Source organism: Aliihoeflea sp. 2WW (assembly GCF_000497755.1).
Taxonomy (GTDB): Bacteria; Pseudomonadota; Alphaproteobacteria; order Rhizobiales; family Rhizobiaceae; genus Aliihoeflea.
In genome coordinates, this window is the sequence record NZ_AYOD01000014.1 from 57,636 (window position 1) to 74,626 (window position 16,991).

General features: G+C 64.9%; 22 protein-coding genes and 1 other RNA gene. 9 read left to right on the plus strand and 14 right to left on the minus strand.

Annotated features, from left to right (window positions below; translation table 11 throughout):
* Window position 1: 1 nt before the first annotated feature.
* The 3 genes from rdgB to rph form a co-directional block, all read right to left on the minus strand.
* On the minus strand, window positions 2–649 hold the full coding sequence (rdgB, locus tag ALII_RS0108685; protein WP_024586931.1) for an RdgB/HAM1 family non-canonical purine NTP pyrophosphatase: 648 nt from the start codon (window positions 647–649) through the stop codon (window positions 2–4).
* The gene (locus ALII_RS0108690) at window positions 650–1,081 is read right to left on the minus strand and encodes a VOC family protein (protein ID WP_024586932.1); all 432 of its coding nucleotides are present in this window, start codon (window positions 1,079–1,081) and stop codon (window positions 650–652) included.
* A 134-nt stretch (window positions 1,082–1,215) separates the two neighbouring features.
* Window positions 1,216–1,932 (minus strand): ribonuclease PH, encoded by a 717-nt coding sequence (rph, locus tag ALII_RS0108695; RefSeq protein ID WP_024586933.1) that lies wholly within the window; start codon window positions 1,930–1,932, stop codon window positions 1,216–1,218.
* 157 nt (window positions 1,933–2,089) lie between these two features.
* On the opposite strand from rph, the gene hrcA reads away from it, so the two are divergent.
* Both hrcA and ALII_RS22680 read left to right on the plus strand, forming a co-directional pair.
* Window positions 2,090–3,157: a heat-inducible transcriptional repressor HrcA gene (gene hrcA / locus ALII_RS0108700; RefSeq protein WP_024586934.1), complete on the plus strand. Its 1,068-nt coding sequence runs from the start codon at window positions 2,090–2,092 to the stop codon at window positions 3,155–3,157.
* A gap of 217 nt (window positions 3,158–3,374) precedes the next feature.
* Window positions 3,375–3,551 carry a hypothetical protein gene (locus tag ALII_RS22680; protein ID WP_161632253.1) on the plus strand — a complete coding sequence of 59 codons (177 nt, stop codon included), beginning with the start codon at window positions 3,375–3,377 and terminating at the stop codon, window positions 3,549–3,551.
* 67 nt (window positions 3,552–3,618) lie between these two features.
* On the opposite strand, the gene rpsU is transcribed toward ALII_RS22680, so the two are convergent.
* Window positions 3,619–3,891, minus strand: coding sequence for a 30S ribosomal protein S21 (gene rpsU / locus ALII_RS0108710; protein WP_024586936.1), 273 nt, complete (start codon window positions 3,889–3,891; stop codon window positions 3,619–3,621).
* Window positions 3,892–4,162: 271 nt separating this feature from the next.
* Between rpsU and rpe the strand changes: the two genes are divergently transcribed.
* Together rpe and ALII_RS0108720 are read left to right on the plus strand one after the other, a co-directional pair.
* Window positions 4,163–4,852 (plus strand): ribulose-phosphate 3-epimerase, encoded by a 690-nt coding sequence (rpe, locus tag ALII_RS0108715; RefSeq protein ID WP_024586937.1) that lies wholly within the window; start codon window positions 4,163–4,165, stop codon window positions 4,850–4,852.
* 205 nt (window positions 4,853–5,057) lie between these two features.
* Window positions 5,058–6,164, plus strand: a complete 1,107-nt coding sequence (locus ALII_RS0108720; RefSeq protein ID WP_024586938.1) for an acyltransferase family protein — start codon at window positions 5,058–5,060, stop codon at window positions 6,162–6,164.
* 64 nt (window positions 6,165–6,228) lie between these two features.
* On the opposite strand, the gene ALII_RS0108725 is transcribed toward ALII_RS0108720, so the two are convergent.
* From ALII_RS0108725 to ALII_RS0108740, 3 genes are all read right to left on the minus strand, one after another.
* A complete protein-coding gene (locus tag ALII_RS0108725) occupies window positions 6,229–6,846 on the minus strand; it encodes a ribonuclease H-like domain-containing protein (protein ID WP_024586939.1) in 618 nt (205 codons plus the stop codon).
* Between the two features lie 5 nt (window positions 6,847–6,851).
* The gene (locus tag ALII_RS0108730; protein ID WP_024586940.1) at window positions 6,852–8,243 is read right to left on the minus strand and encodes a M20/M25/M40 family metallo-hydrolase; all 1,392 of its coding nucleotides are present in this window, start codon (window positions 8,241–8,243) and stop codon (window positions 6,852–6,854) included.
* A 204-nt stretch (window positions 8,244–8,447) separates the two neighbouring features.
* Entirely contained in the window at window positions 8,448–9,068 is a 621-nt protein-coding gene (locus ALII_RS0108740; protein ID WP_024586941.1) for a L,D-transpeptidase, read from the minus strand.
* Between the two features lie 204 nt (window positions 9,069–9,272).
* Between ALII_RS0108740 and ALII_RS0108745 the strand changes: the two genes are divergently transcribed.
* A complete protein-coding gene (locus ALII_RS0108745; RefSeq protein ID WP_024586942.1) occupies window positions 9,273–9,776 on the plus strand; it encodes an MmcB family DNA repair protein in 504 nt (167 codons plus the stop codon).
* A gap of 31 nt (window positions 9,777–9,807) precedes the next feature.
* Here ALII_RS0108745 and ALII_RS0108750 read toward each other — a convergent pair whose 3' ends face one another.
* On the minus strand, window positions 9,808–10,092 hold the full coding sequence (locus ALII_RS0108750) for a SelT/SelW/SelH family protein (protein ID WP_024586943.1): 285 nt from the start codon (window positions 10,090–10,092) through the stop codon (window positions 9,808–9,810).
* Window positions 10,092–10,841, minus strand: coding sequence for a YebC/PmpR family DNA-binding transcriptional regulator (locus ALII_RS0108755; RefSeq protein WP_024586944.1), 750 nt, complete (start codon window positions 10,839–10,841; stop codon window positions 10,092–10,094). Before ALII_RS0108755 ends, ALII_RS0108750 begins: the two co-directional genes overlap by 1 nt.
* 154 nt (window positions 10,842–10,995) lie before the next feature.
* On the opposite strand from ALII_RS0108755, the gene ALII_RS0108760 reads away from it, so the two are divergent.
* Window positions 10,996–11,787 carry an MBL fold metallo-hydrolase gene (locus tag ALII_RS0108760; protein ID WP_029660357.1) on the plus strand — a complete coding sequence of 264 codons (792 nt, stop codon included), beginning with the start codon at window positions 10,996–10,998 and terminating at the stop codon, window positions 11,785–11,787.
* An 18-nt stretch (window positions 11,788–11,805) separates the two neighbouring features.
* On the opposite strand, the gene ALII_RS0108765 is transcribed toward ALII_RS0108760, so the two are convergent.
* From ALII_RS0108765 to ssrS, 4 genes are all read right to left on the minus strand, one after another.
* Window positions 11,806–12,594, minus strand: a complete 789-nt coding sequence (locus tag ALII_RS0108765; RefSeq protein WP_152529571.1) for a TerC family protein — start codon at window positions 12,592–12,594, stop codon at window positions 11,806–11,808.
* A 105-nt stretch (window positions 12,595–12,699) separates the two neighbouring features.
* The gene (locus tag ALII_RS0108770; RefSeq protein WP_024586947.1) at window positions 12,700–13,524 is read right to left on the minus strand and encodes a YmdB family metallophosphoesterase; all 825 of its coding nucleotides are present in this window, start codon (window positions 13,522–13,524) and stop codon (window positions 12,700–12,702) included.
* 7 nt (window positions 13,525–13,531) lie between these two features.
* Window positions 13,532–14,113 carry a 5-formyltetrahydrofolate cyclo-ligase gene (locus ALII_RS0108775; protein WP_024586948.1) on the minus strand — a complete coding sequence of 194 codons (582 nt, stop codon included), beginning with the start codon at window positions 14,111–14,113 and terminating at the stop codon, window positions 13,532–13,534.
* Window positions 14,114–14,214: 101 nt separating this feature from the next.
* A non-coding RNA gene (ssrS, locus tag ALII_RS21910) (6S RNA) lies at window positions 14,215–14,372 on the minus strand.
* Between the two features lie 381 nt (window positions 14,373–14,753).
* Between ssrS and ALII_RS0108780 the strand changes: the two genes are divergently transcribed.
* The 3 genes from ALII_RS0108780 (at window position 14,754) to ALII_RS0108790 (ending at window position 16,439) form a co-directional block, all read left to right on the plus strand.
* Complete coding sequence (locus ALII_RS0108780; protein ID WP_024586949.1) at window positions 14,754–15,023, plus strand: hypothetical protein; 270 nt, start codon at window positions 14,754–14,756, stop codon at window positions 15,021–15,023.
* Between the two features lie 128 nt (window positions 15,024–15,151).
* Window positions 15,152–15,991: a MoxR family ATPase gene (locus ALII_RS0108785; RefSeq protein ID WP_024586950.1), complete on the plus strand. Its 840-nt coding sequence runs from the start codon at window positions 15,152–15,154 to the stop codon at window positions 15,989–15,991.
* A gap of 10 nt (window positions 15,992–16,001) precedes the next feature.
* On the plus strand, window positions 16,002–16,439 hold the full coding sequence (locus tag ALII_RS0108790) for a GNAT family N-acetyltransferase (RefSeq protein ID WP_244437383.1): 438 nt from the start codon (window positions 16,002–16,004) through the stop codon (window positions 16,437–16,439).
* 54 nt (window positions 16,440–16,493) lie between these two features.
* Here ALII_RS0108790 and ALII_RS22950 read toward each other — a convergent pair whose 3' ends face one another.
* The gene (locus ALII_RS22950) at window positions 16,494–16,970 is read right to left on the minus strand and encodes a hypothetical protein (protein ID WP_024586952.1); all 477 of its coding nucleotides are present in this window, start codon (window positions 16,968–16,970) and stop codon (window positions 16,494–16,496) included.
* Window positions 16,971–16,991: the final 21 nt, after the last annotated feature.

The following is a 16,991-nucleotide window of genomic DNA, read 5'->3' on the forward strand; positions in this document are numbered from 1 at the left end:
CTCACCCCGCCCCCAACATCTCGCGCGCAAACGCCTGAAACGCCCTTGCCCGGTGCGACAGCGCTTCGTCCTGCCCCGGCTTCCAGCCATGCTTCTCCTCGGCGCTCATCTCGCCGAACGTCCGCTCGTGACCGGAGGGCTGGAACATCGGATCATAGCCGAAACCGCTCGTCCCGCGCGGCGGCCAGACCAGCGTTCCCTGCGCCTCGCCGCGAAAATACTCCGCATGCCCGTCCGGCCAGGCAACGCAGATCACCGAGACGAACTTGCCCTGTCGGTCCTGCGGCATGTGCGCGTTTTTCTGGTCGAGCAGCTTCTGCGTCCGCTCCATCGCCACCTGAAAGTCGCGCGTGCCGTCGGCCAGCTCGGCCCAGTTCGCCGTATAGACGCCCGGATCGCCGCCCAGCGCATCGACCATCAGGCCCGAATCGTCCGACAGCGCCGGCAGCCCGGTCGCGCTCGCCGCCGCATGCGCCTTGATGTAGGCGTTCTCCTCGAACGTGGTGCCGGTCTCGTCAGGCTCGGGCAGGCCATACTCGGCCGCCGACTTCGCCTCGAAGCCGAACGGCGCGATCAGGTCGGCGATCTCCGCCAGCTTGCCCTTGTTGTGGCTCGCCACCACGATCTTGCGGTCGTCCAGAGTGCGCATTCAAAGTCCCCAGATCTTCGGATTGGCGATTTCCAGCGAATTGCCTGCCGGATCGCGAAAATAGATGGACCGCCCGCCGGAAGGCTCGTCCGGCTTCGACGACGGCCACCGGAAATCGGCCTCGATGGCAACGCCGTGCGTTTCCAGATGCCCCTTCCAGCGCTCGATCTCGTCTTCGGTGCCGGCGAAGCACAAATGCCCCGCACCGCTCGCGCCATGCGGCGGAACGGGAAGCCTGGCATCAGGTGCCGGCGGCTTCACAGTCTGCGCGGGATCGAACAGCAAGAGCACCCCGTCGCCGCACTTGAAGAACACGTGCCGGCCGTCAACCTTGGCGATGCGTTTCAGGCCCATCACGTCGCGGTAGAAGGCTTCGGCCGCGTCGAGGTCGTCGACATAGAGCGCGGATTCGAGGATGGCGGTCGGCGTCAGCACGAGACATCCCCTATCAAAGGCTGCGTTCTGTCGCGCCCCCCTCTGTCCTGCCGGACATCTCCCCCGCAAGGGGGGAGATCAATGTCCGGCAGGACAGAGGGGGGCAACGTAGGGCGCAACCATCGACAAACCTACCCCATCGCCATCTTCTGCAAATCCACCAGCCTTGCGATGCCCTTCTTCGCCAGCCCCATCAACTGCGCGAACTCCTCCTCCGAAAACGGCTCGCTTTCCGCCGTCCCCTGGATTTCGACGATCCCGCCGCGCCCCGTCATGACGAAATTCGCATCCGTGTCGGCCGCCGAATCCTCCGGATAGTCGAGGTCGATCACCGGCACGCCATTGTAGATGCCGCACGAGATCGCCGCGACATGGTCCTTCAGCACCTTGGAAACCTGCACCATCTGGCGCGCTTCCATCCAGCGCAAGCATTCGTGCAGCGCGACGAAGCCGCCGGTGATACCTGCCGTGCGGGTGCCGCCATCGGCCTGGATGACATCGCAATCGACGGTGATCTGCACCTCGCCCAGCGCCTGCAGGTCGACGACGGCGCGCAAGGATCGCCCGATCAGGCGCTGGATTTCCAGCGTGCGGCCGCCCTGCTTGCCGGCCGAGGCCTCGCGGCGCATCCGGTCGCCCGTCGCGCGCGGCAGCATGCCGTATTCGGCCGTCACCCAGCCCTTGCCGGAATTGCGCAGCCATCCCGGCACGCGCTCTTCGAGGCTCGCCGTGCACAGCACGTGCGTATCGCCGAACTTCACGAGGCACGAGCCCTCGGCATGTTTGGAGACGCCGCATTCGAAGGAGATCGCCCGCATTTCGTCGGGCTGGCGCTTGGATGGCCGCATGGGTCGGGGCTCTTTTCGTTCGGTTGAGGTTCGTCCCCCGTCTAGCGCCACCGGGATGACGAGGCAAAGGAAAACCGGCCGCCGCGATGGATCACCAGTTCCGCACCGGGCGCAAATGCCTATATTCAGAGGCCGAACGCTTGAAGATCGCGATTGAATGAACCCGTTGACCGACCTGACGCTGACCAATCTGGACGCGCGCTCGCGCGAAATCTTCCGGCTGATCGTCGACAACTACCTGCGCGAGGGCGAACCGCTCGGCTCGCGCAACCTGTCGCGCCTGCTGCCAAGCTCGCTGTCGCCGGCGACCGTGCGCAACGTCATGTCAGATCTCGAGCATCTGGGTCTCATCTACGCGCCGCACGTTTCGGCGGGACGTCTGCCGACGCAGGCCGGCCTGCGCTTCTTCGTCGATGCTTTCATGGAACTGGGCGACCTGACCACCGAGGAGCGCCGCCAGATCGAGGCGCAGGTGCGCGCGTCGGGCTCCGGCCAGACGTTGGAACACATCCTCACCGACGCAAGCCAGATGCTCTCCGGCCTGTCGCGCGGCGCCGGCCTCGTCATGACCGCCAAGAGCGAGGTACCGCTGAAGCATATCGAGTTCATCAGGCTCGAGCCGACGAGGGCGCTCGCCGTCATGGTCAGCCAGAATGGCGACGTCGAAAACCGCGTCGTCGATCTCCCGGCCGGCGTCACCTCCTCGCAACTCGTCGAGGCGTCCAACTTCCTCAACGCCCACATTCGCGGCCGCACGCTGGCCGAGGCGAAGGCGGAGATTGCGCGGCTGAAGGAAGAGACGCGCACCGCCCTCGACACGCTGTCGCAGGACCTGGTGGAGCGCGGCCTGGCGGTCTGGGCCGGCGAGGGCTCGGGGCTTCAGGCCCGGCTCATCGTGCGCGGCCATGCCAACCTCCTGGAAAACGTCACCGCCCAGGCCGATCTCGAACTCCTGCGCCATCTCTTCGAGGATCTCGAAACCAAGGACGGGATGCTGCAACTCCTCGACCTCGCCGAGGAAGGGCCGGGCGTGCGCATCTTCATAGGCTCGGAAAACAAGCTCTTTTCGCTCTCCGGTTCCTCGCTCGTCGTCGCGCCCTATCGCGACAAGGACGCCCGCGTCATCGGCGCGCTCGGCGTCATCGGCCCGACCCGGCTGAACTATGCCCGCATCGTTCCGATGGTCGACTACACCGCCCAGATCATCACCCGCATGCTCGGCTGAAATCCCGCCGACACGCTTTCATCACGGCATGACGCAGCGGAATATTCTTTCGCGCGACCCGTTGGCGAAGGGCGATTCAGAAAGGGTTAAGTCAAATTTTACTACAATTGATCGTTTCGTGGCCGGGAACGCTCTGTTCCGGAACCAACCCGCCCCGAAGGCGGTTCTTCTCCTGCAAACGAGGTTGTGAGTCATGTCTGCAAGGAAGCGAATTGAGATGAGAGAGGCAGAACTTTCCACCGTGATCGTCAAGGAACTGGGCTCGGAAACCAACCGCCGGTTTCTCAATCGCATGCCCGGCCTGCGCGCCGAGCACGCGCTGCCGCAAAACCTGCGCAGCCTGCTTGAGCGTCTCGACGACGTCGAAGACGGCCCGCGCACCTACCGGCACTGAAGGCTCCAGCCTCGTTGCAACAAAAAAGGCGGCCGGATGGCCGCCTTTTTGCTGTTCAGCGAAATTCTTATGCCGCCGAGCTTTCGGGGCGTGCGCCCGGACGGCCCGTCGGGCGTGCCGGCTTCTTCTTCATCGGCAGCAGGCCTTCGCGCTGCGCCTGCTTGCGGGCGAGCTTGCGCGACCGGCGCACGGCTTCCGCCTTCTGGCGGGCGCGCTTTTCCGACGGCTTCTCATAGGACCGGCGCGCCTTCATCTCGCGGAAGATGCCCTCGCGCTGCATTTTCTTCTTCAGCGCGCGAAGCGCCTGCTCGACATTGTTCTCACGTACGACGACCTGCAATGTGATCCTGTCCTTTCTCGAATTGAAATGGCATCGAACACCGCCGGAAGCGGGCCGATACAGCGAATTTTGCCGGAAGGAACCGACCGAACACCCCTGCGCCGCCGGGCGGCATGATTGCGGGACAATGGCCCGAAGCAGGGGCGGGATGACCTCTATATAGGCCCCTTTTCGCCAAAAGGCAAAACCGGATCACTCCGCCCTTCTGGACTCCGGCCCGCCAAGGCTTTAGGCGAAGCGCACTGTAAATCGCCTCGGAAATCCTGCAGCCATGACGACCAGCCCGACCCTCATCGCCCCGTCCGTCCTCTCGGCCGATTTCTCGAAGCTCGGCGACGAGGTCGAAGCCGTCGTCAAGGCAGGCGCGGACTGGATTCACCTGGACGTCATGGACGGCCATTTCGTGCCCAACATCACCTTCGGACCGCAGATCATCAAGTCGATCCGCAACCGCACCGACAAGGTTTTCGACTGCCATTTGATGATCGCGCCGACCGACCAGTACTTCGCCGCCTTCGCCGATGCGGGCTGCGACATCATCACCGTCCACGCCGAGGCCGGCCCGCATCTCGACCGCTCGCTGCAGGCGATCAGGAACCTCGGCAAGAAGGCCGGCGTCTCGCTCAATCCCTCGACCCCGGAGAACGTCATCGAATACGTTCTCGACCGGCTCGACCTCGTCCTCCTGATGACCGTCAATCCCGGTTTCGGCGGCCAGGCCTTCATCACCGCCGTGGTCGAAAAGGTCGCCCGCATCAAGGCGATGATCGGCGACCGGCCGATCGACATCGAGATCGACGGCGGCGTGACGCCGGAGACGGCGCCGCTGGTCGCCAGGGCCGGCGCCAACGTCCTCGTCGCCGGCTCGGCGGTCTTCAAGGGCGGGTCGGTCGACAGCTATGCGAAGAATATCGCGGCGATCCGCGATGCGTCGGACGGCGCGCGCGGGCTGATCGCCTGAACTTATCCGCGCCTCGCTGGAAACTGCGCATTTTCGCCCGAAACCTCCGATCAGCGGCAGATTTCCAGCGAATTTTAGACGACTTTTACCGCGAAACTTCAGCTTTCGTTAAGGTTTCGGTCGGGTTTTAACCCCGCATTAACACATCGGCGAACTTATCCGCGTATTGCTCTGGACAAAGCCTCATCGTTCGGAGTGAACGCAAGTGCAGACCGCCAACCGAGCAGCATTCGCCGATCGCGTCGGCTGGGTCGATGCCGCCAAGGGCATCTGCATCATCTTCGTGGTGATGATGCATTCGACGCTCGGCGTCGGTAAGGCGATGCAGGACCATGGCTGGCTGCACTATGTCGTCGAGTTCGCCCGGCCGTTCCGGATGCCTGACTTCTTCCTGATTTCCGGCCTCTTCCTCGGCCTCGTCATCGACCGGCCATGGATGCGCTTTCTCGACCGCAAGGTCGTGCATTTCGCCTATTTCTACGTGCTCTGGCTGACCATACAGTTCGCCTTCAAGGCGCCGGGAATCGCGATGGAGGAGGGCGCCGCAGCGCCGCTGCACCACTATCTGCTGGCCTTCGTCGAGCCCTTTGGAACGCTCTGGTTCATCTACATCCTGCCGATCTTCTTCGTCGTCACCCGGCTGGTGAAATCCCTGCCGGTGGCGCTCGTTTTCGCCGCCGCGGCGGCGCTGGAGATCCTGCCGATCGAGACCGGCTGGATGCTGGCCGACGAATTCGCCTCGCGCTTCGTCTATTTCTTCGCCGGCTACGCCTTCGCCGCCAACATCTTCCGCATCGCCGCCTGGCTGCAGGCGCGGCCGGTCGTGGCGCTGGCGATCCTGGCGCTGTGGGCTCCGGTCAATGGCTGGCTGGTCTTCACCCCCGCACCGACGCATCTGGCGCATCTCCTGACGGCGGAGATCGGCCAGTCCGGCGCGACGCACGGCCTTTCGGAACTGCCCTTCGTCTCGCTCATCCTCGGCCTTGCCGGCGCGCTGGCGGTGGTGGCGGTTGCGGCGCTGGTCGCCGAAAAAGCCTGGAGCCGCTGGCTTTCCTGGCTCGGCGCGCATTCGATCGTGATCTATCTCGCCTTCTTCCTGCCGATGGCGATTTCACGCGCGGTGCTGATCCGCACCGGTCTCGACACCGGCACGATCTCGGCCCTCGTCACCGCCGCCGGCATCGTCGGCCCGGTCATGCTCTACGGCCTGATCCAGCTCACCGGCTATGGACGGTTCCTGTTCGAGCGGCCCGGTTGGGCGAAGATCGACGGACGGCGCGGGGCGGAAGGCCGTATGGTCGCCGCGGAGTAGAACGCCCGGTCACTGCGCCCCCTCCACCATGCTTCGCATGGTCCTGGAGGGGGCGCTCTGGCGCTTAGCTATGGGCGAAGATGTCTTCCTCGGCCCAGCCCATCAGATCGAGCTTGGCGCGCGTCGGCAGGAAGGTGAAGCACGCCTCGGCTTCCGCCATCCGGTCTTCGCGGCGCAGGCGCTCCAGCAGCTTTTCGCGCAACTGGTGCAGGTAAAGAACGTCCGAGGCGGCGTAGTCGAGCTGTTCGGGCGAAAGCTGCGTCGCGCCCCAGTCTGACGACTGCTGCTGCTTCGACAAGGAGATGCCGAGAAGCTCGTTGCAGACATCCTTCAGGCCATGGCGATCCGTATAGGTGCGGGTCAGGCGCGAGGCGATCTTGGTGCAGAAGACCTGTTCGGCCAGCGCGCCGAAGGCGTTGTAGAGAACCGCGATGTCGAAGCGGCCATAGTGGAAGAGCTTGGTCTTCTGCGGATCGTTGATGAGCGCGACGATGTTCGGCGCTTCTTTCTGTCCGGGCGCGATCTGCACCACGTCGGCCGTGCCATCGCCCGGCGAAAGCTGGACGACGCAGAGCCGGTCGCGATGGGGATTGAGCCCCAGCGTCTCGGTGTCGATGGCGACGGCGAGGCCGCGATAATTGTCGAGATTGGGCAGGTCGCCCTTGTGGAAGCGAACGGTCATTTGGCTCAAGCCTTGGAAAGTGCGTCGAGGATGCGCGCCCAGGAGCGCTGGCCCTTGGCGAAGGAGGTGAGGTTGTACTTCTCGTTCGGCGAGTGGATGCGGTCGTCGTCGAGGCCGAAGCCGACGAGCAGCGATTCCATGCCGAGCATCCGCTTGAAGTCGCCAACGATCGGGATCGACCCGCCCATGGCGATCATCACGGCCGGCTTGTTCCATTCTTCGGTCAGCGCGGTCTGCGCCTTGACGAGGAAGGGCGCGTCGTAGCCCAGATTGATGGCGGGCGAGCCGCCATGCGGATGGAACTCCACCGAGCAGTCGGACGGAATCCGCTCCTCGACGAACTTGCGGAACGCGGCGCGGATGGCGACCGGGTCCTGGCTGCCGACGAGGCGGAAGGAGACCTTGGCGGAGGCCTCGGCCGCGATCACCGTCTTGAAGCCCTTGCCCGTATAGCCGCCGGAAATGCCGTTGAATTCGGCCGTCGGCCGCGCCCAGACCAGTTCGAGCACGTGACGGCCCTTTTCGCCCGACGGCTCGGACAGGCCGATCGGACCGAGGAACGTCTCGGCCGTCTCGCCGAGGCCCTTCCACGATTCCAGGATCTGGCTCGGCGTCTCCTCGACGCCGTCATAGAAGGCGGGGATGGTGATGCGGCCGGTCTCGTCGTGCACGTCGGCGAGGATCTTCGCAAGGATGCGGATCGGGTTGGCGGCGGCGCCGCCATAGGAGCCGGAGTGAAGGTCGCGATCGGCGGCCTTGACCGTGATCTCCTCGCCGACGAGGCCGCGCAGCGCGGTCGAGATGGCGGGCGTCTCGGCGTCCCACATGCCGGTGTCGCAGACCAGCGCGAAATCGGCGGTGAGTTCCTTGGCATTTGCTTCGAGGAACGGTTTCAGCGAAGGCGAGCCGGATTCTTCCTCGCCTTCGAACAGGATCGTGATCTCGCAGGGCAGCTCGCCATGGACTGCCTTGTAGGCGCGGCAGGCTTCGACGAAGGTCATCAACTGGCCCTTGTCGTCGGCCGAGCCGCGACCGGTGATGACCTTGACGCCGTCCAGCTCGACGATCTTCGCCTCGAACGGATCGGCGTTCCAGAGTTCGACCGGATCGACCGGCTGGACGTCGTAATGGCCGTAGAAGAGCACATGCGGAGATTTTGTCCCGGCTGGTCCGGCGTGGTGGGCGACGACCATCGGCCGGCCCGCCGTCGGGCGCACCGAGGCTTCGAAGCCGATCGACTGCAGGTCGGCGACCAGCCATTCGGCGGCGCGCTGGCACTCGGCGGCATAGGCATCGTCGGTCGAGATGGACGGGATCGCGATCAGGTCCACGAGGCGCTCGACGCTGGCGTCGAGATCGGCGTCGAGGCGGGAAAGGACGGGGGAAATATCGGACATGGGCAGGCCTTTCGATTCAATCGGGCCGGACCCTAGTCGGTTTGGCGCGAAGCGGGAAGCCGGAAGGCGTTGAGCCAGAAGGTTCGGCAGAAGATGACCGCGCGCCGCAGGCATGGGGCGCTGGCCGATGCCGCGAAAACAGAAAAGCCGGACCTTGCGGCCCGGCTTTCCTGATGGCGGTGTCCTGTTGCCTGGACGGTTCGCCTAAAGAACGATGACCTTGGCGCCGTTTTCGGCGCGATTGTAGAGGTCGATGATGTCCTGGTTGATGAGCCGGATGCAGCCCGACGACATCGCATGGCCGATCGATGCCCATTCGGGCGTGCCGTGCAGCCGGTAGCCGGTATCGCCGCCGGAATTGAAGAGGTAGAGCGCGCGGGCGCCGAGCGGATTGTCGAGCCCGCCGGGCTGGCCGCCCCGCCATTTGGCGAGTTCCGGCTGGCGCTTGATCATGGCGGCGGGCGGCGTCCAGCGCGGCCATTCGCGCTTCATGGCGATGCGCGCGGTGCCCTTCCACTCGAAGCCTTCGCGGCCGACGCCAATGCCGTAGCGCATCGCCTTGCCGTCCTCGAGAACGAGATGGAGGTGCTTGGCATTCGTGTCGACGATGATGGTGCCGGGCTTCTCGTCCGTCTGGTACTTGACGATCTGGCGCTGATACTGGCGCGGCAGCTTCGACAGCGGCACGGCGGGGACCTGATAGCCCGCATCGCGCACGGAGGCGTAATTGTCGCTGAAGACGCGCCCGCCGAGATCGGTCGAGCAGCCGGCAAGGCCAAGGCTGGCGAGAACTGTGAAGGCGACTGCGAATTTCAAGACGTTCATCGACGGGCGATCCCAAAGGCCGCAAGCCGACCTTTCTTCGGTCACGATTTATTCGCGCCGGACATGCTCTGCCAAGATAAAAACGGTTGAATGAGCGGTTGCGAGCGCATTGGCGCCTGCCGCTGCGGCAAAAGCGCAACAATTCGCGCGCGCTTCCTTTGCGAAACTCTTTGCCGCGCGGGCGAATCCTGCGAAAATCGCCTCATGCCGATCGTCTCTCCAGTCCCCATCAATCCGCTTGCCGACGGACGCCAGTCCGACCGCGCCCTGCTCGTGCGTCGCGGCGTCCAGCGGCTTTTCGCCCAGATGGGCGCCTCGGTCCTGCCGGAACTGTGCCTGCCGACCGGGCGCCGGGCCGATCTCGTCGCCCTGACCGCCAAGGGCGATATCTGGATCGTCGAGATCAAGACGTCGATCGAGGATTTCAGGGTCGACCGCAAATGGCCGGAATACCGGCTCCATTGCGACCGGCTCTTCTTTGCCACCCATCCCGGCGTGCCGGCCGAGATCTTCCCCGAGGAGTGCGGCTTCATCCTGTCGGACGGATATGGCGCCGAGATCATGCGCGAGGCCCCGGAGCACCGCCTGTCGGCGCCGTTGCGCAAATCGCTGACATTGCGGATCGCACGCGCCGCCGCGGCGCGGATCACGGCGGCCGAGATCGCCGGCGTGCCGGTGCCGCTGCTCGAACCAAGGGACGAATGCTGAAGGGCCTTGCCCTGATCGAAGGCGGATGCGGCTAGCGGTCCGAATGGCCGAGATCGCGCTGCGGCCATGCCACGTCGCGCACGCGCTGCTTCAGCACCTTGGCTTCGGGAAACCCGCCATCTTCCTTGCGGTCCCAGATGGTCTGCCCGTCGAGCGCGATGACGAAGACACCGCCGGTGCCTGGCACGAGGGCGACTTCGCCCAGATCCTGACCGAAGGTAGAGAGGAGTTCCTGCGCCATCCAGGCCGCGCGCAGCATCCAGTTGCACTGGGTGCAATAGGTGATGGCGATGCGCGGCCGGGGAGCGTCGGTCATCAGGCGGCGGAGAGCTTCGCCATCGTGGCCTCGTCGACCTCGAAATTGGCATAGACGTTCTGCACGTCGTCATCGTCGTCGAGCGTGGCGACGAGCTTCAGGATCGACTGCGCCCTTTCCTCGTCGACCGGCGTGCCGGTCTGCGGACGCCAGATCGCCTTGACCGATTCGGCCTCGCCGAGCGCTGCTTCGAGCGCGGAGGTGACGTCGCCGATATCCTCGAAGGCGCAATAGATCGTGTGGCCGTCCTCGTCCGACTGGACGTCTTCGGCGCCCGCCTCGATAGCCGCTTCCATCACCTTGTCGGCGTCGCCGACCTCTGGCTTGTAGACGATCTCGCCGACGCGATCGAACATGAAGGCGACCGAGCCGGTTTCGCCCATCGCGCCGCCGGACTTTGTGAAGGCTGCGCGCACGTTGGAGGCGGTGCGGTTGCGGTTGTCGGTCAGCGCCTCGACGATGACGGCAACGCCGCCGGGGCCGTAGCCCTCGTAGCGCACTTCCGCATAGTCGTCGCCTTCGCCACCGGCGGCCTTGTTGATGGCGCGCTGGATGTTGTCCTTGGGCATGGACTGGGCCTTGGCGTTCTGGACGGCAAGGCGCAGGCGCGGGTTCATCGCGGGGTCGGGCGCGCCCATCTTGGCGGCGACGGTGATCTCGCGCGCGAGCTTGGAAAACATCTTGGAGCGCACCGCATCCTGGCGGCCCTTGCGGTGCATGATGTTCTTGAACTGTGAATGGCCGGCCATGGCACCCCTGTCGATCGTTCGGCTGAGTGGAAATTTGGCCGGGTTATAATGAAAACCGCCATGGGCGTCCAGAAGCCCGGCCTCGCGCAATCGTGACCCCGGGGCGGTCATGCGGCGGTTACGCTGCGGCAGCCCTTCGCCCGGAGCCTTGCCCATGAAACTTCTGCTCGCCACCGCTCTCTTCGTTCTCATTGGCCTTCCAGCCGCCGCGCAGGACGCGCCCGTGCCCAGCCAGTGCCTGGCGATCGCGAATGCGGTGCCGAACGTCGTCTATGCGAATTTCACACCGGTCCAGGCCGAGGCGGAAACGGTCACGATCACCTATGCCGGGCATTCGACCTACATCATCGAGACGCCCGGCGGGGTCCGGATTGCGACCGACTTCTCGGGTGCCTACGGGGCCGAGCCGCTGCCCGATATCGTCACCATGAACAAGGCGCACGGCACCCATTTCACGCTCAACCCCGACCCGCGCATCGCCCATGTCCTGCCGGGCTGGGGCGAGGAGGGCCCGGCGCGGCATGCGCTGGTGGTCGAGGACGTCTATGTCCGCAACGTGCCGACCGACATCATGCGCTGGGGCGCCACGGAAGAAGGCGGCAACTCGATCTTCATCTTCGAGGTGGCGGGGCTGTGCATCGGGCATCTCGGCCATCTGCACCACGCGCTCGCGCCCGAGCATTACGGCGCGATCGGCCGGCTCGACGTGGTGATGGTGCCGATCGATGGCGGCATGACGCTGTCGCTCGGTGACGTGTCGGAGATCACGGCGCGGCTGCAATCCTCGATCGTCCTGCCGATGCACCGTTTCTCGACGCCGATCTCCACCTTCGCGGCGATGATCGGCGAGACTTTCGAGGTCGAGTATCGCGACAGCCGGTCCTTCGATGTGTCGCTCCGCTCGCTGCCGAGGCGGCCGACCGTGCTCATCCTCGAGGGAGTTTGAGCACGGCCGATTTTGGCCTCAGTGCGTGGGCGTGACGGTGTCCGCAGCGGGCGGCATGGACTTCGCCTTCCTGCGGCGAGCCAGCATGTTGAGCGCCTCGACCAGCGCCGAGAAGCCCATCGCAGCGTAGATGTAGCCCTTGGGAACGTGGAAGCCCATGCCTTCGGCGATCAGCGTCATGCCGATCATCAGCAGGAACGCCAGCGCCAGCATGACGATGGTCGGGTTCTTGCCGATGAAGTTGGCGAGCGGCGTCGCGGCGATCAGCATCACGGCGACCGTGATGATGACGGCGATGTACATGATCGCGATGTGCTCGGTCATGCCGACGGCGGTGATGATGGAATCGACCGAGAAGACGAGGTCGAGCAGCAGGATCTGGAAGATCGCCCCGCCCATCGTGACCGTCGCCGTGCGCGAGACCATGTCCTCCTTGTGGTCGACCGGGTCGACCGTGTGGTGGATCTCCTTGGTCGCCTTCCAGACGAGGAACAGGCCGCCGACCAGAAGGATGATGTCCTTCCAGGAGAATGGCTCGCCGAACAGGGTGAAGACGGGCTGCGTCAACTGGACGATGAAGGCGACCGTGCCGAGCAGGATCAGGCGCATGACGAGCGCCGCGCCGATGCCAAGCCGCCGGGCGCGCTCGCGCTGATGCTCGGGCAGCTTGTTGGAGAGGATCGAGATGAAGATGAGGTTGTCGATGCCGAGCACGACTTCCAGTGCGATGAGGGTGGCGAGCGCCACCCAGGCGGTGGGGTCACCGGTCCAGTCGAAGTAGCCGAGAAGCCATTCCATTGTCGTGATTCCAGCCGCAAAGGATCGGGTGCGGGTGCCCTGATGTCGTGAAGCGTTAGGCGCCGGCCAAAGGGCCGTCAACCAACGGTTCGCAACAATGGCGAAACACGCGTTTTAGTTCCAGAAGGCGGGAATGGTTTCTTCGAGCCTCGGCCCGAGCCGCAAGGGCGCGATCTTCTCGGCAAGGCCGGTCCGGTCGGAAATCTCGACGCTGACGCCGCAGATCGTCGCCGGGCCGGAAGCGGCCTCGAAGCGGCCCTTCGGCACCTTGGACAGGAACCGGTTCAGCGGCTCCTCCTTGTCCATGCCGAGCGAGGAATCGTAGTCGCCGCACATGCCCGCATCGGTGAGATAGCCGGTGCCGCCATTGAGGATCTGATGGTCGGCGGTCGGGTGGTGCGTATGCGTGCCGACGACGAGGCTGGCGCGGCCGTCGACGAAATGGCCGAAACACATCTTTTCCGACGTCGCCTCGGCGTGGAAGTCGATCACCACCGCATCGGCCTGTTCGCCAAGCGGGCAGGCGGCGAGTTCTTCCTCGGCGCATTTGAACGGATCATCGAGCTCGGGGTGCATGAACACCCGGCCCATGATGTTGGAGACGAGCACACGCGCGCCGTTCTTCGCCATATAGACCCCGGTGCCGCGTCCGGGCGTGCCCTTGGGAAAGTTGGCGGGGCGCAGGAAGCGTTCCTCGTGCGGGGCGAACTGAAGCGCCTCGCGCTGGTCCCAGACGTGGTTGCCGGTGGTAACGACATCGGCGCCGGCATCGAGCGTCAGGCGGAAGATTTCTTCCGTGATGCCGAACCCGCCAGCGGCGTTCTCGCCATTGACGATGACGAAGTCGAGCTTGAAATCGGAGATGAGGCCCGGCAGCCGGTCCCAGACCGCCGTCCGGCCCGTCCGTCCCACCATGTCGCCCAGAAAGAGAAGTCGCATCGCCTCCCTATAGCCCGTTCAAGAAGGGGCGCAACCCGCTTTCCGTCAGGATTTCGGGAAGCTGGACGTCGTGGTCCTGGTCGGGCACGCGCTCCACCTCCTGGCAATCGAAGGCGATGGCGACGAGGCGCGGGGCGTGGCCCTTTGCCTGCAGTCGGTCGATCGCGCGGTCGTAATAGCCCGCGCCATAGCCGATCCGGTGGCCGCGATCGTCGAAGGCGGCGAGCGGGATCAGCATCAAATCGGGGTCGAGCTCGGCGGCATCGGGGCCGGGCCCGAACGTGCCGAAGCCCATGTCGACCATCTTCCCGTCGCGCACGAGTTCACGAAAGACGATGGTCTGCTTGTCGAGGATGGCGGGCAGGCAAAGCCTTGCGCCGCGTTCGCGCAGGGCGAACATCAGCGGCCGCACGTCGACCTCCGAGCGCATCGGCCAGAATCCCGAGACGACCATGCCCGGCTCGACGCCGAGACGGTCGGCGGTCTCCGCCATGCGCAACGATGCCTCGATGCGCCATTGCGGATCGAGCCCGTCGCGCCGCGCAAGCGCTTCCTCGCGCAGGGCCTTCTTCAGTTCGCGTGGAGTCATGCTTCGCCCTCCTGTCCATCCCCGATTACAGATCGAAGCGGGGAGACGGAAGGGGAGAAGGCGACATGAAGGTGTCGTGTGCGGGCGAATGGAAATAGGAAAAGCGAACCACGACGACCGATGGAGAGGTTGATCCCGGGTGCCTACAACGTAGGTGGGCGCCGTGTGTCCGAACCCACGGGTCCGGCCAGGGACAGCTCCCTAGAGATCAGTAAGGCCCCGAGAATTAAGTTACTCCTGTCGAGAAGCGCAGAACGCCGATCCCAATATAGAGAGAGGCCGCCCGTTTCGCCAGTCGCGTTCACAAGGCGCCGCCGGATTTCGTGACGGCGCGCGTGAGCCGCGTCACGGCGCGGCGACGCTAAGGCGCGCATCCGTCCCGCCTCGTTGTTTTGCCAGTGAATTCGCAACCGCTCATATTCGCATCCAGAGCTAAGTGACCTCGGGCGGAGGGTTCCAAGGGTCCGGTCACGAAGCCGCGATGAAATCGGTGACGGATTGTTCAACGTTGAACACATTGCGACCCCTTAGCCGATTTCCCAAATGCCACTCATCGGACGGCGACATGGCCGCCTCGAAATTTCAACGGTCCCAAAAACGCATCCTCCCAAGGGCGTCGGACCAAACCAGGAGTACTACCATGAACCGCATTCTTCTCGCCTCCGCACTCGTCCTCGGCGTTTCGGGCGCAGCCTTCGCACAGCAGGCTCCCTACTATGCCGGCAATTACGACGGCGCTGTCCTGACCCAGCTCAACGATGCAGTCTCTGGCTCGAACGTCGCCGTGGCGCCTGCTCCGGCTGGCAATTTCGAGACGATCACGACCGCCTCGATCAACGACATGTCGAGCGCCCCGGCAACCGCGACGGACAACGTCTACAATGCCTGGCAGGTCGGTTCGGGTCGCTAAAGCCCGATCGAACGACGCTTCAAAGCCCCGTTGCGCACCTGCGCAGCGGGGCTTTTTTCATGGCTGGTTCTTGCGCCGCCGAAAAGCCCTCCCTACTGTCCGCCCCTGTTTGAAAACGGAGTTCGCGGATGCGTTTCGAAGGGACATCGTCCTATGTCGCCGACAAGGATCTGATGGTTGCGGTCAATGCGGCGATCGCGCTGGAACGCCCGCTGCTCGTCAAGGGCGAGCCGGGCACCGGCAAGACCGAACTCGCCAAGCAGATCGCGGCATCTCTCGGGCTCGACCTCCTCGAATGGCATGTCAAGTCGACGACCAAGGCGCAGCAGGGCCTCTACGAATATGACGCCGTCTCGCGCCTGCGCGACAGCCAGCTCGGCGACGAGCGGTTCAACGACATTCGCAACTACATCAAGCGCGGCAAATTGTGGGAAGCCTTCGCGGCCGACCGCAAGGTCGTGCTCCTGATCGACGAGATCGACAAGGCCGACATCGAGTTTCCGAACGACCTTCTGCAGGAACTCGACAAGATGGAGTTCTATGTCTACGAGACCGGCGAAACGGTGCGGGCCGTGCACCGGCCGATCGTCATCATCACCTCGAACAACGAGAAGGAACTGCCGGACGCGTTTTTGCGCCGCTGCTTCTTTCACTATATCCGCTTCCCCGACGCCGAGACGTTGTCGAAGATCGTCGATGTCCATTATCCGGGCATCAAGCAGGAACTGGTTCGCTCGGCGCTGACGCAGTTCTACGAGGTGCGCGAGGTGCCGGGGCTGAAGAAGAAGCCCTCAACCTCCGAGGCGCTGGACTGGATCAGGCTGCTCGTCGCCGACGATGTCGACCCCGCCGACCTTCGCGCCGATCCCAAGAACGCGCTGCCCAAGCTGCACGGAGCGCTGTTGAAGAACGAGCAGGACGTGCACCTGTTCGAAAAGCTCGCCTTCATGGCGCGCCGGCAGGGCTGAATTGACAGGCGTGGCCGTCCACGACCTGACGCCGGCTGACTATGCCGACTGGCGTCGGCTGTGGACCGGCTACCTGACTTTCTACAAGACGGCGCTGCCGGACGAAATCTACGATACGACCTGGCGGCGACTGTTCGCACCGGGTGAGTTCGAGCCGCGCGGCGCGCTGGCCATCGCCGACGGCCGGGCCGTCGGGCTCGTTCATTTCATCCAGCATCGCACCTGCTGGTCGACTGCCAACAATCTCTATCTGCAGGATCTGTTCGCGGACCCGGACATGCGCGGCAAGGGCGTCGGGCGCGCGCTGATCGAGGCGGTCTATGCGAAAGCCGACGCGGCCGGCATCCGAAACGTCTATTGGATGACCCAGGAAGACAACGCGGTCGGTCGCCGGCTTTATGATCGCGTCGCGCGGCGGACCGGCTTCATCGAATACGACCGCGGCTGACGCATACGAAAAAGCCCCGCTGCAAGAGCGGGGCTTGATCGGTGTGGGCCGCTGTTATTCGGCCGGTTCGGTGGCCGGAGCCGTATCGGCGGGAGCCTCGTCGGCAGGGGCCGGAGCGGTGTCTTCGGCAGCCGGAGCGGCCGGGGCCGTGTCAGCCGGAGCCGTCGTTGCCGGGGCTTCAGCCGCCGGAGCCGGGGCGGTCGCGTCACCGGCGGGTGCCGGTGCCGTCGCGGCGGGCTCCTCGACGGCTGCGCCGCCGGGATCGACCGCGGTGTCCGTGCCGGGCGACCAGTTCATGAACACCAGCAGCGCAACGACGATCGCCGCGGCGACCACGCCGATGACGAGCGCGTTGGAGCCACCGCCCGAGCGGCCGGTATTGTCGACGACGACCGTATCGGAAGGCCGCGCCGCGCCCGTCGCCGGGTCGACATAGCGGGGATCGTTGGCTGCATAGCGGGGGTCCGCCGGATCGGCGGGGTTCAGCGGATCATGCGCGATGGGATCGCGGTTACGCAGGGGGTCGGCCATGGTTCAGGCTCCTCAAGATGA

Excerpts from the sequence above, each read along its gene's own strand:
- ALII_RS0108725 (WP_024586939.1), bottom strand. The coding sequence starts at position 6,846 with ATGACCGTTCGCTTCCACAAGGGCGACCTGCCCAATCTCGACAATTAT.
- ALII_RS0108785 (WP_024586950.1), top strand. The coding sequence starts at position 15,152 with ATGCGTTTCGAAGGGACATCGTCCTATGTCGCCGACAAGGATCTGATG.
- ALII_RS0108755 (WP_024586944.1), bottom strand. The coding sequence starts at position 10,841 with ATGGCCGGCCATTCACAGTTCAAGAACATCATGCACCGCAAGGGCCGC.
- ALII_RS0108770 (WP_024586947.1), bottom strand. The coding sequence starts at position 13,524 with ATGCGACTTCTCTTTCTGGGCGACATGGTGGGACGGACGGGCCGGACG.
- ALII_RS0108760 (WP_029660357.1), top strand. The coding sequence starts at position 10,996 with ATGAAACTTCTGCTCGCCACCGCTCTCTTCGTTCTCATTGGCCTTCCA.
- rph (WP_024586933.1), bottom strand. The coding sequence starts at position 1,932 with ATGCGGCCATCCAAGCGCCAGCCCGACGAAATGCGGGCGATCTCCTTC.
- ALII_RS0108775 (WP_024586948.1), bottom strand. The coding sequence starts at position 14,113 with ATGACTCCACGCGAACTGAAGAAGGCCCTGCGCGAGGAAGCGCTTGCG.
- ALII_RS22680 (WP_161632253.1), top strand. The coding sequence starts at position 3,375 with ATGAGAGAGGCAGAACTTTCCACCGTGATCGTCAAGGAACTGGGCTCG.
- ALII_RS0108745 (WP_024586942.1), top strand. The coding sequence starts at position 9,273 with ATGCCGATCGTCTCTCCAGTCCCCATCAATCCGCTTGCCGACGGACGC.
- rpe (WP_024586937.1), top strand. The coding sequence starts at position 4,163 with ATGACGACCAGCCCGACCCTCATCGCCCCGTCCGTCCTCTCGGCCGAT.
- ALII_RS22950 (WP_024586952.1), bottom strand. The coding sequence starts at position 16,970 with ATGGCCGACCCCCTGCGTAACCGCGATCCCATCGCGCATGATCCGCTG.
- rdgB (WP_024586931.1), bottom strand. The coding sequence starts at position 649 with ATGCGCACTCTGGACGACCGCAAGATCGTGGTGGCGAGCCACAACAAG.
- ALII_RS0108780 (WP_024586949.1), top strand. The coding sequence starts at position 14,754 with ATGAACCGCATTCTTCTCGCCTCCGCACTCGTCCTCGGCGTTTCGGGC.
- ALII_RS0108740 (WP_024586941.1), bottom strand. The coding sequence starts at position 9,068 with ATGAACGTCTTGAAATTCGCAGTCGCCTTCACAGTTCTCGCCAGCCTT.
- ALII_RS0108730 (WP_024586940.1), bottom strand. The coding sequence starts at position 8,243 with ATGTCCGATATTTCCCCCGTCCTTTCCCGCCTCGACGCCGATCTCGAC.
- hrcA (WP_024586934.1), top strand. The coding sequence starts at position 2,090 with ATGAACCCGTTGACCGACCTGACGCTGACCAATCTGGACGCGCGCTCG.
- ALII_RS0108750 (WP_024586943.1), bottom strand. The coding sequence starts at position 10,092 with ATGACCGACGCTCCCCGGCCGCGCATCGCCATCACCTATTGCACCCAG.